The 15,949-nt window shown below is 62.1% G+C and carries 12 protein-coding genes; 8 read left to right on the forward strand and 4 right to left on the reverse strand.

Going from position 1 to position 15,949, the window contains the following annotated elements; all coding sequences use genetic code 11:
- Positions 1 to 194: 194 nt before the first annotated feature.
- From KUF59_RS31660 to KUF59_RS31670, 3 genes are read left to right on the forward strand one after another with little or no spacing between them, the layout of a single operon-like run.
- Positions 195 to 1,727, forward strand: coding sequence for a thymidine phosphorylase family protein (locus KUF59_RS31660; RefSeq protein WP_258770044.1), 1,533 nt, complete (start codon positions 195 to 197; stop codon positions 1,725 to 1,727).
- Complete coding sequence (locus tag KUF59_RS31665) at positions 1,724 to 2,644, forward strand: ribose-phosphate pyrophosphokinase (protein ID WP_258767367.1); 921 nt, start codon at positions 1,724 to 1,726, stop codon at positions 2,642 to 2,644. Before KUF59_RS31660 ends, KUF59_RS31665 begins: the two co-directional genes overlap by 4 nt.
- The gene (locus tag KUF59_RS31670) at positions 2,641 to 4,236 is read left to right on the forward strand and encodes an MBL fold metallo-hydrolase (protein ID WP_258767368.1); all 1,596 of its coding nucleotides are present in this window, start codon (positions 2,641 to 2,643) and stop codon (positions 4,234 to 4,236) included. The genes KUF59_RS31665 and KUF59_RS31670 overlap by 4 nt, the downstream gene beginning before the upstream one ends.
- 29 nt (positions 4,237 to 4,265) lie before the next feature.
- Here the strand turns inward: KUF59_RS31670 and KUF59_RS31675 are convergent, their stop codons facing one another.
- The 3 genes from KUF59_RS31675 to KUF59_RS31685 form a co-directional block, all read right to left on the reverse strand.
- Positions 4,266 to 4,718 (reverse strand): CBS domain-containing protein, encoded by a 453-nt coding sequence (locus KUF59_RS31675; RefSeq protein ID WP_258767369.1) that lies wholly within the window; start codon positions 4,716 to 4,718, stop codon positions 4,266 to 4,268.
- A 107-nt stretch (positions 4,719 to 4,825) separates the two neighbouring features.
- Positions 4,826 to 5,509: a universal stress protein gene (locus tag KUF59_RS31680; protein WP_258767370.1), complete on the reverse strand. Its 684-nt coding sequence runs from the start codon at positions 5,507 to 5,509 to the stop codon at positions 4,826 to 4,828.
- Between the two features lie 263 nt (positions 5,510 to 5,772).
- Positions 5,773 to 6,219: a baeRF12 domain-containing protein gene (locus KUF59_RS31685; RefSeq protein ID WP_212458934.1), complete on the reverse strand. Its 447-nt coding sequence runs from the start codon at positions 6,217 to 6,219 to the stop codon at positions 5,773 to 5,775.
- Between the two features lie 126 nt (positions 6,220 to 6,345).
- Here KUF59_RS31685 and KUF59_RS31690 point away from each other — a divergent pair, with 126 nt between their 5' ends.
- The 5 genes from KUF59_RS31690 (at position 6,346) to KUF59_RS31710 (ending at position 13,433) form a co-directional block, all read left to right on the forward strand.
- Entirely contained in the window at positions 6,346 to 7,032 is a 687-nt protein-coding gene (locus KUF59_RS31690) for a CBS domain-containing protein (protein ID WP_212458651.1), read from the forward strand.
- A 1,241-nt stretch (positions 7,033 to 8,273) separates the two neighbouring features.
- Positions 8,274 to 9,404, forward strand: a complete 1,131-nt coding sequence (locus KUF59_RS31695) for an efflux RND transporter periplasmic adaptor subunit (protein WP_212458652.1) — start codon at positions 8,274 to 8,276, stop codon at positions 9,402 to 9,404.
- Positions 9,405 to 12,479 (forward strand): efflux RND transporter permease subunit, encoded by a 3,075-nt coding sequence (locus KUF59_RS31700; protein ID WP_258767372.1) that lies wholly within the window; start codon positions 9,405 to 9,407, stop codon positions 12,477 to 12,479.
- The gene (locus KUF59_RS31705) at positions 12,476 to 12,787 is read left to right on the forward strand and encodes a DUF3240 family protein (protein WP_212458654.1); all 312 of its coding nucleotides are present in this window, start codon (positions 12,476 to 12,478) and stop codon (positions 12,785 to 12,787) included. Before KUF59_RS31700 ends, KUF59_RS31705 begins: the two co-directional genes overlap by 4 nt.
- Positions 12,788 to 12,845: 58 nt before the next feature.
- A complete protein-coding gene (locus KUF59_RS31710; RefSeq protein WP_258767374.1) occupies positions 12,846 to 13,433 on the forward strand; it encodes a DUF2269 domain-containing protein in 588 nt (195 codons plus the stop codon).
- 217 nt (positions 13,434 to 13,650) lie between these two features.
- Here the strand turns inward: KUF59_RS31710 and KUF59_RS31715 are convergent, their stop codons facing one another.
- Entirely contained in the window at positions 13,651 to 15,939 is a 2,289-nt protein-coding gene (locus KUF59_RS31715; RefSeq protein WP_258767376.1) for a heavy metal translocating P-type ATPase, read from the reverse strand.
- Positions 15,940 to 15,949 lie beyond the last annotated feature (10 nt).

Here is a 15,949-nt window from a genome sequence, read left to right on the forward strand (position 1 = left end):
TGACGGAGTACCAGATCGAAGCAATTGTAGCATGCCTGCAAACGCTGCGAGCGGACGGTCTCGGTGAGGCACCCGCATCGCCGGCGCACCACGACCGCCCCGTGCTGGAGGACAGGTTGCCGGTTGATCTGTCGCAAATCGGACTCCCCGGCGAGCCCTATTCTAGCTTTGCTGCGACAAAGAAGTCTCCATTGATGAACGCTATTCCGCCCGGCCACGCCCAGCTCAAATCCCGCCGGGTCAATCTCGACACCGGCCGGGAGAATGTCGTTGTGATCTCCCGCCGGTCCACGGCGCTGCGGCCGGACCTGTTTCGAGGCTTTTCCAGGGTTGAGCTGCGCAGCGGCTCGAAGACGCAACTGGCGACAGTGCTTCTCACCGATGACGACAGCCTGGTCGGGCCCAACGAACTTGGCATGGCGGAGCCCGCGTTCCGGCGCTTTGGGCAGCCGGCGGGCAGCTACATTGCGGTGACCCCTGCCCCCTCCCCGCCAAGTCTGGACGCGGTTCGCGCCAAGATTCAGGGCAAGACGCTGGAGCCTCCCGAGATCGGCGCAATTGTCGACGATCTCGCGCATTATCGCTATTCGGATATGGAAATCGCCGCGTTTCTCGTCAGCTCCGCCAATTTCATGACATCTGGCGAGCTAATCGCTCTTACGGAGGCCATGGCCAGAGCCGGAACGCAGCTCAGATGGAATGCCAGGACCGTCGTCGACAAGCATTGTATTGGAGGCATTCCCGGCAATCGCACATCGATGATCGTGGTCCCGATTGTGGCCGCGCATGGACTGACAATCCCGAAGACGTCGTCTCGCGCGATCACGTCTCCCGCTGGAACGGCCGACACCATGGAGGTGCTGGCCCGGGTCGACCTCAGTGTCGAAGCGATGAAGGAGGTCGTCGCGTCATGCAATGGCTGCCTCGCATGGGGCGGGCATGTCAATCTCTCGCCGGCAGACGACATCCTGATCAGCGTCGAGCGACCGCTGGCGCTGGATACGCACGAGCAGATGGTTGCATCAATTGTGTCGAAGAAGCTGGCCGCGGGCTCGACGCATCTTCTCATCGACCTTCCGGTGGGACCCAATGCCAAGCTCACGACTGCATCGCAGGCTATGCGACTTCGCAAGCTGTTTCAGTTCGTTGGCGATCGTTTTGGCCTCGAAGTGGAGGTCGTGACCACCGATGGACGGCAGCCCATCGGCAGCGGTATCGGCCCGGCGCTTGAGGCACATGACGTGATGGCAGTGCTCGCTAATGAGCCCCGGGCCCCGCGCGATCTCCGCGAGAAGTCGCTACGCCTTGCCGCCCACCTTCTGGAACACGACCCTGACTTGCGCGGAGGAGCTGGCTATGCACGTGCAAGCGAGCTGCTGGAGAGCGGGGCAGCGCTTCGACAGATGGTGAAGATCATCGAGGCCCAGGGCCCTGCGCTTTCCGCGAGCGAAATCGGTAGCCTTACCATCGACATTCACGCCGCAAGAGATGGTGTCGTCTCAGCGATCGATTGCTTGCGTCTTAACCGGCTGGCGCGCACGGCAGGCGCCCCGCTCGACAAGGGCGCAGGTATCAACTTGTTCAAGAAGATCGGCAATCGGGTCGAGCAAGGAGAGCCGCTCTATCGCATTCACGCGTTCGAGCCCTCGGGGTTTGACCTTGCTGTCGGCATGGCTCAGCTGGACTCTGCTTACCAGATCGAACCGCAAGCCGGGGCAGCACCATGATCCGGAGTGCAGTTCAATGGCTGCCCACTTCCACCCATTTCGGGCCTCGGCTTGCTGAAACTCTGGGTATTGTCGGCCATGAAATCATCCTACATCGATTTCCCGATGGGGAGCTGCGGGCAACCGTCGGCCCGGCGGCGATCACCACGATAGTCTGTTGCTCACTCAATCAACCCAATGAAAAGCTTATTGCGCTGCTGTTCGCTGCGGAGGCCTTGCGGCGCAACGGCGCCAAGCGGCTCGTGCTCGTTTCGCCTTATCTCGGTTACATGCGCCAGGACGCAGCGTTCCATCCGGGTGAGGCGATCAGTCAGCACGCAATCGGTGCTCTCCTCGCAAGTACCTTCGATCGCGTCATCACGGTTGACGCACATCTCCATCGCACGCCCAGCCTCGCCAGCGTTTTCCCTGGAATTGAAGCGGACAATCTGTCGGCTGCCCCTGCGATCGAGGCTTTTCTTCGTACCGAAACAGTCGCTCCGACGGCGGTCGTGGTTGGCCCCGATGAAGAGTCACGCACCTGGGTGGCCGAAATTGCCGGCCGTCTCGGACTTTCGTACAGCGTGGCGCGAAAAGTACGACGGAGTGATCAATCGGTGCAGATCGCATTCACAGATGCGACGCTGTTCGCCGGCCGTCCGGTGTTCTTCATCGACGACATCGTGTCGTCCGGCGGGACGCTTACCGCCTGTGCGGAAGCTCTTGCCGCGTCAGGACCCTCTTCTGTCGAAGCCATCATCGTCCACGCACTATTTCCGCCGACGCTTATGACAGAGTTCGGTCGCGCCGGCATCCGTTCCATCCGATCCACCAACAGCGCGCCACATCCAACCAACGCCATCAGCCTCGACGATCTTCTCGCTCGCGCATTGCGGCGGGAGGTGGTTGGCATACCGGAGAGTGGGAGCCCCCCGTGAACGTTACTGTCCAGTTTTGTGGCGCCGCCCGCACCGTTACCGGCTCCTGCTATCTCTTCAATACGCCCACAGGACGACTCCTGGTGGATTGCGGGCTGTTCCAGGGACAAAAAACGTTGAAAGCGCTGAATTATAGCGCGTTCCCGTTTCGCCCGGCGGACATCGATGCCGTATTGCTGACACACGCCCACATCGACCACAGCGGGCTCTTGCCGAAGCTGAAGCGCGAAGGCTTTTCAGGCCCGATCCTGGCAACGCGCGGCACTATCGAGCTCTGCTCCTATATGCTTCCCGATGCGGGCAACATCCAGGAAACGGAGGTTGCCGCCCTGAACCGCCGGAACGCAGCCCGAGGACGGGCCGCCGTCACGCCCATCTACACGCAGGCCGATGCGATTGCGACGCTCGATGCCTTGCGGCCGATCGAGTACCAGGCATGGTACACGGTGATACCGGGCGTGCGCGCCCGCTACTGGAATGCCGGCCATTTGCTTGGCTCGGCTTCGATCGAGTTGGAATTCGCCGATCAAGGCAGAAACGGAGGGCCGTTGCGTGTCTTGATGTCGGGTGACATCGGCCCAGATGCCAAACTGCTGGAGCCGGATCCGGAGGGCCCGACCAACCTCGATTACGTGTTCTGCGAGTCGACCTATGGCGATAGCGACCGCCCGTCCACAACGCACGCACTGCGTCGCTCGCACCTCGCCCAGGAGGTGCGCGATGCCGCCAGCGGACGCGGCGCGCTGCTGATCCCTGCTTTTGCGGTAGAACGGACCCAAGAGCTGATCGTCGATTTGGCCGACTTGATGACCCGTGGTGAGATTCCGACCGCACCGATCTTCCTCGATTCGCCTTTGGCGATCCGTGCGACGGAAGTCTTCCGGAATAACGCGGCCAGCCTTGACCCAACCGTGGATCTGGACCGGCTTCTGACTTCCAGTCAGTTGCACTTCACGGAAACCGTCGACGAGAGCAAGTCGATCGCCAGGCTCACCGGCTTTCACATCATCATTGCCGCAAGCGGAATGTGCGACGCCGGCCGCATCCGCCATCATCTGAAGCGCTGGTTGTGGCGCAGGGAGGGCACGGTCCTGCTCGCGGGATTCCAGGCTCAAGGCACCCTGGGCCGCTTCCTGCACGATGGCGCAAAGGCGGTGAGGATCCAAGGCGAGGAGATCAAGGTCGCCGCGAGAATTCGATATATCGACGAATACTCCGGGCACGCCGACGGTCCGGAACTCGCGCGCTGGATTGCCGCGCGGCGCCCCATTCATCGTGGTCTGTTCATTGTGCACGGGGAAGAACACGCGCTCGGAGGCCTTCTGAACCGGATCGCCGAGCGAACCGTTCCAACCGCGCAGATTTTCACGCCGATGCTGGACGACGTCTACGACCTATCGACTGCTGCGCCGACACCGATCGACGTTGCTTGCCGCCGCAGGCTCACTCTCGATGCGGTCGTCAACCTTGATTGGCACAACGATATGTCCAAACTGCTCCTCGATATCAATGACCAGATCGAGGCCGCAGCAGACGATCGAGCGCGCGGCGTCATCGTCCGGAAGCTGCGAAGAGCGCTCGCAGGGCCATAAGTGGTGCGCGCTGATCCCCACTGGACTGCCTATTCCCTCAAGACTTGCCCAGGCTCCCTAAGACAGCTCTCTAGCGCTGTGAGCATTTGCATCCGACCAACGATGCCCACGACCTTTCTCTTGCGGAGCACCGGCACCTGCGAGACCTGGTAGACATCCATTTCCTTGACGACAGCATCGATCGTGGCATTCTCGTCGACGCAAACGGGATGACGGCTCATGACTGCTTCGACCCGCAGTCCCCTCGTTCGCTCACGAGCGAGTTCGCCTTCCTGCTTTCCCAAGAGCCATTCGAGCCAACACCCCTCAGGATAGGTGACGCCCAACTCGCGACGATGGAGGAAGTCGCCTTCGGCAATGATGTCGACCAAGGCCCCTTCATTATCGAGGACCGGCAGGCCGCGTTGATTGGTCTCAAGCAGCAGGTGGAGGGCCTCCAGCAGCGGCGCTTCCGGCTTCACAGTTGCGAACGAAGTCCGCATGATATCTGACGCCCGCATTGCTTCTCTTCCATCGGAACCGTGCCTCGATCCTCACAATTGCGGCACTGAGTAGCCATCAATCGAGCTGAATAGAAGGGCGTTGCGGCCTAGTGGGCCATCAGCAAGCAGACTCGCGCCTGTTGCAGCAAGCTTTGCGTCATGCCACCAAATATCCATTCGCCCAACCTGCTATGTCCATAACCTCCGGTAACGATGAGGTCGGCGCCGACGTCCGTAGCCAGGCGAATGAGATAGCCAGCATCCAGCTCCGCTGTATGCACGCGGACCTCGTGCTCGCAGCTCACACCGTGCTTTTCGAGATAGTTGGCCACATCCCGTACCCGGCGATGTGCCGCATCTTGTTCGTCCGATGTGCAGATTTCGGCGATTGTGACCTTCGATGCCCGCGTTAAAAACGGCAGCGCTTCGCGAACGGCGAGACGCGCTTCCCGAGTATCCTTCCAACCGATCACGATGCGATCGCCAGCCAGTTCGGTCACACCGTCCGGCACCGAAAGCGTGGGACGGCCCATCCGCAGCATGGTGCCGGCGGAATCGAGATACCGGGAGTAATTGGCCTTGAGCTGCCTGCGCTTGACGACGATAAGGTCAGCAGCCCTGGCCTGCTCAACCAGAAACTCGGTCGGAAATGCGATTGCCGAGCGCCATTCCACCTTCTCACTCGGCAGGCGGACAATCCGCCTGAACCACGCCTCTTTGGCCGAGAGCTGCGCCCGTATGCGATCGAGGTCCTCTGGCGTTGTCTCCTCTATGATGACGCCCTCGGCCACGAACGGGGGCTCTGTTGCGACCGCCGAGATACCGACAATGGACGCCCCAAATCCGCGCGCGATACCTTCTGCTGCTCTGGATCGACGTAGACCATGAGGCTGGCAAAAGACATGTCCGTGCTCCGATAGCTGACGCAATAGCCCTTTATCCTGCATCCGGCCATTTCCGGGCTTGATGCACATCAAGCGAGTATGACTGCCTGCCAGGCTTCGCTGTCATCGGAAGCGCCCCACGCGGACTTCTCGCACGCGAGCGACCTGCCCTATTCGTCCCGCAGATGCTTTTCGATGTCGCCGACCGGGTGCCTGGTAAGGTCCTTGGCAAGCTCCGCCACGATCCGGCGCTTCACATCAGGATGGAAATCCGACCGCAGCGCCGCCAGCGTTCGCGGCGGTGCGACGATGATCAGTGCGGTCGAAGGCTCGCCGCGTACAATGCGTTCCACGGCAGCCGCCACCTGCTTCACAAAGCGGAGCTCCTCGAGCTCATGCCAATCGGTCATCTCCACGGCGCTTCTCTGCCCGCTATGCCAGGCTTTGCTCACCCGGCCGGGCCGATCGCTTCCCTGGTCGTGAGCCGGCGGGTTCTGATCCTCGAAGGCGGATTCCACCTTCAAATTCGGGAACTTCTCGTCGCCTTCGTTCCGGAAGAATAGCGCCTTTCGCCCGTCGCCGACGAACACTACGGCACGATGCGGTATCTTGGTCATTCGGACTTCCTCCCTCGGAGGTCGATCATTCTGACCGTTCGGCAGGTGCTGTCGCTTGATCTCAATCAATCTCGACCGCTCCCAATCCGGCAAGATGCCGACTGAACGATTGATACGGAGGTCGTCATGCAGGCAAGAGATGTGATGGTTTCCCCCGTTTTGACCGTCGGCGCCAACGCCACCGTCCGCGAGGTCGCGCAGTTGCTGCTTGCCCGACGCATCAGCGCGTTGCCCGTCGTCGATGCCGACAACAAGATCCTCGGGATTGTGACCGAAGGCGATCTGCTCCATCGAGCCGAAGCCGGCACCGAACGTCCCTACTCCTGGTGGCTTCGTCTTTTGACCGGCGATGCTCAACTGGCTACCGACTATGTCAAATCGCACGCGGTCAAGGTCAACGACATCATGACGCGCAACGTCGTAACCGCCGCGCCGGAGACGCCGCTGCACGAGATTGCAACGCTGCTCGAAGACAATCAGATCAAACGTGTGCCAATCGTCAACCAGGACGGCCAACTCGTCGGAATCGTCAGCCGGGCCAATCTGCTTCAGGCGATCGCAAGCGCCCGGCCGGAGCTCGAGATCTCGGTTCCTGATTCAACGATCAGAAGGAAGCTCCTTGAAGAGCTCAAGAAGCAGTCTTGGGCGCATACGTTCAACCTGAACGCAACGGTACGGAACGGGGTCGTCGATCTCTGGGGTTTCGCACCATCCGCGGCCGAACGCACAGCCATCCGCGTGGCGGCCGAAGCTATTCCTGGTGTCGTGACAGTGAATGATCACCTGCTTGAGACACCGACCTTCGTCTACTGACGCGAAGCAGAAACTCCAGATTTGCGTAAGGACGTTGTCATTCGCTTTATCAAGGATGTAGTCGGCAGCCTTGCGAGGCGTGCCAACGCACGATCGACGTCGATGCGCGGGGCGAGACGGAAGCGGCTTGGCTGGCGAAGCAGACATTCTGCGATGGGCGCGCGATTCGGGACTGGTCACTGCACGCCGATCGAATCGACGTGGAGCCAGCCGACTTTCCTCCTTAAGTGCGATTTGCGGGACGGCCTCATCGCGCCGATCAGTCCTCTGCATCGCAGCCAGACAGAAGGGCGACCTCCCCGCGCGAGTTCCTATTGCCGGGGCGCGGACTTCTCGTCAACCGACGCGGCACGCTTGCGAAACAGTATGGCGGTGTCTGCGAAACTCGCAACGCATTGGTGACCGCAGGCGAAATTACGCAGCCGACCGAGCGCGGCATCGTTCAATCCGAACAGGCATCATCCTGGATCATCCTTGCGCCGGTCGGAATCATTTAGCTGACCTGCTGGAGACTTTGCGATGTTTATTTCCCGACAAACCGACTCCCATTCCACCGTAGCAAGCTGCTGTTACCGTTTGCATCAACGACTTCAAGGACGGCCTGATCGTGAAAGGACGATAACCGAACGTCATGAGCATGAACGGCAAGCACACGGCGATACCGGCCGGTGGTCGAGACGTAGACTTCGTGCAGGCATCCAGCGGTACCGCAATAAACCGTCCTATTGCGGCAGCGAAAATCGTCGAAATGGAGAGCTAAGAACTGCGCGCTCGGAACCGTGAGGTAAAGAGCAAACCGCTGGGCCGCGGCTACTGAGCCTCCGCACTTGGCATCCCATTTTCGCACGTCCGCTCGAATTTCGGGAGGCAGCATTTGAAGGTGCGCGGGATTCCAAGGGTCCTGCGCTGTCCCGCTATGGGAGAGCGCCGGCAGCCGAAGCCCGAACAAAGCAACAAGAGCGCATGCAACTACCGAGGCGATTTTGATTGGCTTCACTGCCCACAACTCCTCGAGACGTTTGGGGAAACTTAGCCCCTAACGCGGCGAACGGATTGAGCGAGATCAAGCGAGAGCTGTTGGCGACCAGGAAGGCTGTTCAACACGCGACGGCATCCCCATTGCTGGACGGTAAGTGGATCGTGCTCAGTTGATGCAAATCAACCCACCAAGGCTCTGAGGGAGTAAGCAAAATCTGCAATCACGGGGCGCTCCGGCCGCCCTGCGACAGAGGACATGCGTCATGCAGCTCCGGCAGGCAACTTTCCGTCCGAGCCCCTTTCGGAGCGGGGCCCGCGCTCTTCTTGCGCTCGCGCTCAGTTTTCTGCCTTCAGTGTCAGTGGCGGAAGACGAGGTGAAGCTAAGCGCGGCGCAGGCTCAGAATCTCGGAGTTCGGGTGACGCATCCGGTATCGAGCCGTACCGACCAGACATTGCCCTATCCGGCCCAGATCGTGATTCCAACGCCGCAATTGTGGGTCGTCAGCGCGCCGGTTGCAGGGATGGTCTCCAATCTGGCTGTCGCTCGCGGAGATCGCGTCAACGCCGGCCAGCCACTCGTTACGCTGGAAAGCCCAAGCTTCGTTTCGCAGCAACGCGAGTATCTGCAAGCGGTCGCGCAAGAAGTTCTCGCCGCTCAGCAACTCAAGCGCAACGCCGACCTGTTTGAAGGCAAGGCAGTGCCGCAACGTGTGCTGGAGGCGAGCCAGACCGAAGCGCGGCAGGCCAGCATCGCGGTCGCGGAGCGGCGCCAAATGCTGCGTCTGAGCGGACTGTCCGACGAGGCGATTTCGCGGCTGACCAATGAAGCGGCGATCAGCGCGACGCTGACCGTCATAGCACCGCGGGCCGCCTCCGTAGTTGATATCTCGGTTTCGCCAGGCCAGCGGCTCGAGCAGTCCGCACCGCTCGTCAAGCTCGCGCAGCTATCGTCACTCTGGGCAGAAATCGCAATTCCAGCGGCCAACATCCGGGCGATCCGCACCGGTGCGAAAATTGAAATCGAGGGCTACGCCATACCGGGCAAGGTCGTGCTGGTCTCCGAGACCACGGACGCGGCAACCCAGACCATTTTGGTGCGCGCGGAAATCCCCAACAACGGGGAGCTGCATCCTGGCCAGACGGCCGCAGCACGCATCGGCTTCCTCTCCGCTGGCGAAAGCGCCTGGGAGATTCCTTATAGCGGGCTGGTCCGCCGCGGCGAACTGACTTCGGTCTTCGTGGCCATCGACGGCGGCTTCCGCCTCGTTCCGGTCACTCTGCTCGCGGAAGACCAGGACCACGTCGTGGTATCCGGCCCCCTCACGGACAAGAACGAGATCGCTATCGGCGGCATATCGGCGCTTCGCGGTATTCTCTCCGGATTAGGGCAATAGATGCTCCAACGCCTCGTCGCATTCGCACTTTCGCAGCGGCTGTTCGTCGTCCTGAGCGTGCTGCTGTTGATCGGTGCAGGCGCCGTGTTTCTGCCAAGCCTGCCGATCGACGCCTTTCCGGACGTATCGCCGGTTCAGGTGAAGGTAATCATGAAGGCTCCGGGCCTCACTCCCGAGGAGGTCGAACAGCGCATCACTGTTCCCGTTGAGCTGGAGCTACTCGGGCTCCCCAACAAGAAGATTCTGCGCTCGACCACCAAATATGCGCTGGCCGACATTACCGTCGACTTCGAGGACGGCACCGACATTTACTGGGCGCGCAACCAGGTTTCGGAACGCCTGTCAAACATCTCGCGCGATTTCCCGGACGGCGCGAACGGCGGGCTTGCGCCGATCACGAGCCCGTTGGGCGAGATGTTCATGTTCACCATCGACAGCGCCGAGCTCTCGCTCGCGGAGCGGAGGACCCTGCTCGACTGGGTGATCCGCCCGGCCTTGCGCACCGTTCCCGGCGTTGCTGATGTCAATGCGCTCGGCGGCCATGTCCGTGCCTTCGAGATCGTTCCGCGGAGCGACGCGCTCGCCGCCCGCGGCATCTCCTACGACCTGTTCCGCCGGGCCATCGAGGCCAACAGCCGGAATGACGGCGCGGGTCGCGTCAACCAAGGCGAAGACAGCGCACTGGTTCGCATCGAAGGCAGCATCCGCGGTGTCGACGATATCCGTTCCATCATCGTTGATACCCGCGACGGCATCCCGATCCGGGTCAGCGACGTGGCCCACGTCAGGATCGGCGCGCTAACCCGCTACGGGGCGGTCACCGCCGACGGCCGCGGCGAGACGGTCGAAGGGCTGGTGCTCGGCCTGCGTGGCGCCAATGCGAGCCAGCTCGTCCGCGACGTCCGGGCGCGGATTGCGGAGCTACAGCCGTCGCTGCCCAAAAGCGTCTCGATCAACGTGTTCTACGATCGGAGCCATCTGGTCAACCGTGCCGTCGGCACCGTGGTACGGGCGCTCGGCGAAGCCACCGTGCTCGTGATCGTTCTTCTGCTGCTGTTCCTAGGCAACTGGCGTGCCTCGTTCGTGATTGCGCTCAGCCTGCCTCTCGCCATCGTCATCGCACTGATCGTGATGCGGGCGGTCGGGATGTCGGCCAATCTGATGAGCCTCGGCGGCCTTGCAATCGCGATTGGAATGTTGATCGATGCACTTGTGGTCGTGGTCGAGAACATCGTCGGCAATCTCAGCACGCACGATCCCAGCAGAGCCACGCCGCTGATCCACATCGTGTTCCGCTCGGTCTGCGAGGTCCTGCAACCCGTCGCCTCCGGCGTTCTGATCATTATCATCGTGTTCGTGCCGCTTCTGACCCTGCAGGGACTGGAGGGAAAGCTTTTTGTTCCCGTGGCGCTCGCAATCATTTTCGCCCTCGCCGGTTCGCTCCTGCTTGCGCTCACCGTCGTTCCAGTCGCGACCTCCTTCATGCTCAAGTCCGCCTCGCATGGCGACCCCCTCCTGATCCGGGCCGCACAGCGCGCCTACGCGCCTGCGCTGGGTTGGGCGTTGAACAATGAGCGCAAGGTCATCGCAGCAGCGCTGATCGGCCTGATCGCCGCCGGCTTTGCCTACACGAGACTCGGCAAGACCTTCATGCCGACCATGGACGAGGGCGACGTCATTGTCAGCGTGGAGACGCTTCCTTCCGTTAACCTGGACGAATCGCTGGCCATCAATGCCAGGCTGCAATCCGCGCTGTTGAAGGTGCCGGACGTTGCCGGCATCATCGCCCGGACCGGCTCGGACGAACTTGGCCTCGACCCCATGGGTCCCAATCAAACCGATACGTTTCTCGTGCTCAAGCCGGCGGCAGAGCGGCAGACTACGGACAGGGAGGCCCTGTTGCAGAAACTTCGCGGGGTTCTGGCCGGCTTTCCCGGCATCTCGCTCAGCTTCACCCAGCCGATCGATATGCGCGTGCAGGAGATGATCAGCGGCGTACGCGGCGACGTCGCGGTCAAGATCTTCGGCCCGGACATTGTCAAGCTCAATGAAATCGCGGCGAAACTGACGTCCATCCTATCTGGCATCGATGGTGCCGAAGACGTCTACACCACGCTCAACGAAGGCGCCCAATACTACACTGTAGCCGTGAACCGGATGGAGGCCGGCCGCCTCGGCCTGACGGTCGACTCCATCGCCAACTCGCTGCGCACGCAGATCGAGGGCCGTACCATCGGGACGGCGCTCGAGGAGGGACGCCGCACGCCCATCCTGGTCCGCGGCAGCGAGACGACTCGGGAGGCGCCGACTCTGCTCGCCAGCCTGCCATTGACGCTCTCGTCCGGGCAGCACGTTGCGCTGTCGCAGGTCGCCCGCATCCAGCGCGTCGATGGCCCCGTGAAGATCGACCGTGAAAACGGCAATCGGATGAGCGTGGTTCGCGCCAATGTCCGCGGCCGCGACATGGTCGGATTCGTCCAGGCAGCTCAGCAGACGGTTTCCGCCGAGCTTCCGCTGCCAGACGGCTATCGGCTGACCTGGGGCGGCCAGTTCGAGAACCAGCAGCGCGCCGCCGCGCGGCTCTCCGTCGTGGTGCCGGTCGCCATCGGCCTGATCTTCGTGCTGCTATTCACCACATTTGGCTCGGTGCGCCATGCCCTCCTGGTGCTGGTCAACATCCCCTTCGCCCTGATCGGCGGCGTGTTCGCGCTGGTCTCGAGCGGCGAATATCTGTCCGTTCCGGCGTCGGTCGGATTCATCGCACTGCTCGGCATAGCCGTACTGAACGGCGTCGTGCTGGTCTCCTATTTCAACCAGCTCCGCGCTCACGGCCTGAGCGAGGGGCGCATCGTCGTCGAAGGCGCGATGCGAAGACTGCGGCCCGTTCTAATGACGGCCAGTATCACGGCGCTCGGATTGATCCCGCTGTTGTTCGCCTCCGGTCCTGGATCCGAAGTGCAGCGACCGCTGGCCATCGTCGTTATCGGGGGCTTGGTCTCGTCCACACTGCTGACGCTGATCCTGCTGCCTATCCTATACCGCCGTTACGGCGGCGCTGCGAAGGGGGCCAAATGACGAGCGGCTCCGTCTGCCTCACACTGATCCTGCCGCGCCAACTTCGCGATGAGCTGTTCGACTATCTCGGCGAACAAACGGATCTTGTGAGGGGTTTCACGGCCTCCGATGCGGCCGGACATGGCACAGGCGTGCGGCTCCAAAGCATGGACGAGCGCGTGAAAGGACACGCCGATCAGGTCATCGTATGGATTATACTACCACGGAGCGATGCCGAGCGCCTGCTCGACCGGGTTCGGACTTCGTTTACCGCCACCAATCTTGTCTATTGGATTTTGCCCGTGGCAGAATTCGGCACGATCGACTAGGCCGTGAACCCATGTAATTTGTCGGGGCGGACGGCTTGCCCGGAAGAGGCATGACCTCATGGAGTACGGCCTGTTGAAGTTCTTCCATCTGCTCGGCGCCGTTCTCATGGGCAGCGGGCTCATTGGCGTCTGGATGACCGATTTACGCTCGCGCCAGTTGCGTGAGCTAACGCCCTTCTCCGAAGCCATTCGCAATATCGCTGTCTTTTATGACGGGCTTGTCGTGCCGGGCGCATTGTTGCTGCTTGTCTCCGGTACTTGGCTGATCGTGCAATTCTACGACGGCTGGAATTTCCTGTGGACCCCGTGGCTTGCAGGAATGGTTGGGTTGTTCGCCTTCGAGTTCATCGAGGGCAATACGGTGACGCGCCTCTATTTCATGCGTATGCGCCGGCTCACGCGGACCGCCCTTACGGCGGGGCGCATCACACCTGGGCTTGCGCGTGCGCGCGGCGAGGTCGTGCCGACATTTACGCATTTCCTCGACCTACCGATCCTGTTCGTGATCATCGCGCTTGGCGCGATGCAGCCCGCAACGTGGACCTTCTTTATAGTTGGTTCGCTTACTGCGATCGCCATTGCAACGGTTATGACCGTACTCATTCCCCGACTTTATCCGTGGGGTTCGGAGCCAGCGCCGACCTAGGTTGAGTTCCGGTCTGGGTCATTCGCGATCGGGTCAAGCCAGTAGCAAGTCCCGCCAAGTCGGCTATACCGCCGAAAGTGGAAGTAGATCAGGCCGGGGGCGTTGCGGATTGATGCTGCTGCCGGAGACGTGATTGGCTGTGTGCTAATGAGTCCGCGCCCTAACCAACAAGGCCTTGTTGCTCGGCGCTCAGGCTGCGTAAAGCTCGCCAAGCTGCTCACTGCGCGGCCACGGCTTCGTAAATATCCTCCTCTTGAGCAGTATGCATACGCACAAGCGTTTCGATCGCCTCGATCACACGCTGGGCGTCTCGGATAAGATAACGGTCGACCTTTTCTGACGGTAGGTCCGCCGTGATCCGCGCGAGCAGCCGCGCAAGGTGCAGGATCTCTCGGTGCGCGCGGCTCATGGCCGAAAGGCCGTGGCGGTCTCGCAGCACCTCTGCAATCTTCGGATAGACGGTGCCCTCGTCCTCGCGCTCGTGCGTCACGACGCTGCCCTGAACCAGGCGATGAGCCTCTTCGATCAAGGCCGCCGCGGTGTCTGGGGTCGCATCGTCAATCGCATCGACGATCTTGCGCAGCCGGTCGAGATCCCTGAACAGCGCCTGGTGCTCGTGATGCAGTGCCAGCCCCTGCTCTGCGGATATCCGGCGACCGGCGATCCCATGGGCTGGAGTGAGCGCCCGCAGCGCGTTCAGGATGACGGCAATATCAATCACTTCCTGCACGATCGCCGCCGGCACGGGATCCAGCCAGCCAACGGTGGCGGCCACCATGGCCGCTATCGACAATCCCATACCAATAATGATGCTTTGGAGGGCGATAAGCCGTGCTCGCTGCGCAATTATGATCGCTTCGCCCACCCGATCAAGCCGATCGGTCAGGATGACCACGTCTGCCGCCTCGGACGAGGCGCTCGCGCCGCGCGCGCCGAGCGCAACTCCGATATCGGCCACGGCCAGTGCCGGCGCATCATTGATGCCATCGCCGACCATGATGGTCGGATGCAGCCGCTGTTCTGTGCGCACGGCGTCGACCTTGTCGGAGGGAACGCGGTCGGCCAGCACGGCATCGAGGTCGAGCGCTGCTCCGACTGCCTGCGCCGCTGCAGCGCGATCGCCCGTGACCATCACCATTCGCGCGATGCCCGCATCGCGCAGCAACCGGATCGCTCGCGGCGTATCAGCCCGGAGTTCGTCGGCGAGCAGCAGTGCACCGATCGGACGGCCGTCCACGGCAACAAAGACGATCAGCGCCGAGCGCCAAGATGCGCGCCGGATTGCCCGCAACTCCCACGGCGACAGCTCGGCACGTGAGCGAAGCAGCTCTCGCGAGCCAGCGGTTACCTGGTGGCCGTCGATCAGGCCGGACAAGCCGGTGCCCATGGTCTCTTTGACCTGTTCTGGCGCTTTGAGCTTGAGGCCGCGATCGACGGCCGCAGCGACGACAGTCTTGGCGAGGACGTGATGTGAGGCCTGCTCAAGGGATGCCCCGAGGGTGAGGACCTCGTCCGGGTTTTCCCCCGGAGCGACTTCAACCGAGAGCAATCGCGCACCTCCCACCGTCAAGGTACCGGTTTTGTCGAACAAAACGGTGTGCGCGCGAGCCAGCCCCTCCAGCGCCCCTCCGCCCTTGGCCAAGATTCCACGGCGGGCCGCTTGCGCCACGCCGGCGATGAAGGCGACCGGTGCGGCCAGAATCAGGGGACAAGGTGTCGCCGCCACCAGCACGGCGAGGCTACGGGTCAGATCGCCGGAAATACGCCACGCCAGGAAGGAGATGACGAGCGTCACCGGCAGAAAGATCAGCGCATAGCGGTCGGCCAAGCGCACAAAAGGAGCCTTCGCCGTTTGCGCCGCCGTCACCATGCGCACAATACCAGCGTAGGTGCTCTCGCCAGCCGGCGCGGTAACGGTCAACTCGAACGTCTCACCCGCATTCAGCGAACCAGAAAGAACAGCACTGCCCCGCGTCTTCTCGACCGGAATCGGCTCTCCCGTAACGGCGGACTCGTCGATGGTCGCCACGGTCGAACGGACGATGCCGTCGACCGGCACGATCTCGCCGGCGCGTACCAGGAGCTCTTCGCCGACGGAGACTCCCTCGATCGGCACCTCCTCGATCCGCTCACCAGTCTTCCGATGTGCCCGGCGCGGTGCACGATCGACCAGTGACCGCAGGTCGAGCTCAGCCCGCGCGATCGCGATATCCTCGAGCACGTTGCCGCCGGAATACATCAGCGCCACCACGGCGCCGGCAAGCGGTTGGCCGAGCGCCAATGCCGCGCTCATCGACAGGAGTGCGATCGCGTCTACTCCCAGGCGCCCGCTCAGCAAGTCCCTGACGATCGAGAACGCCAGTCCTCCTATCACAGGGGCCGTGCCGATTGCCCATGCGAGATCGGCCAAATCAGGCCGCCCCGCGGCTCGCGCAAGAATACCAGCGGTCAATCCCGCGATTGCGATTGCAACCAGGGTCCATCGCAGGACTCGCTCGAATGACATAACTTGGTTC

The sequence above is a fragment of the Bradyrhizobium arachidis genome (assembly GCF_024758505.1).
GTDB lineage: Bacteria > Pseudomonadota > Alphaproteobacteria > Rhizobiales > Xanthobacteraceae > Bradyrhizobium > Bradyrhizobium manausense_C.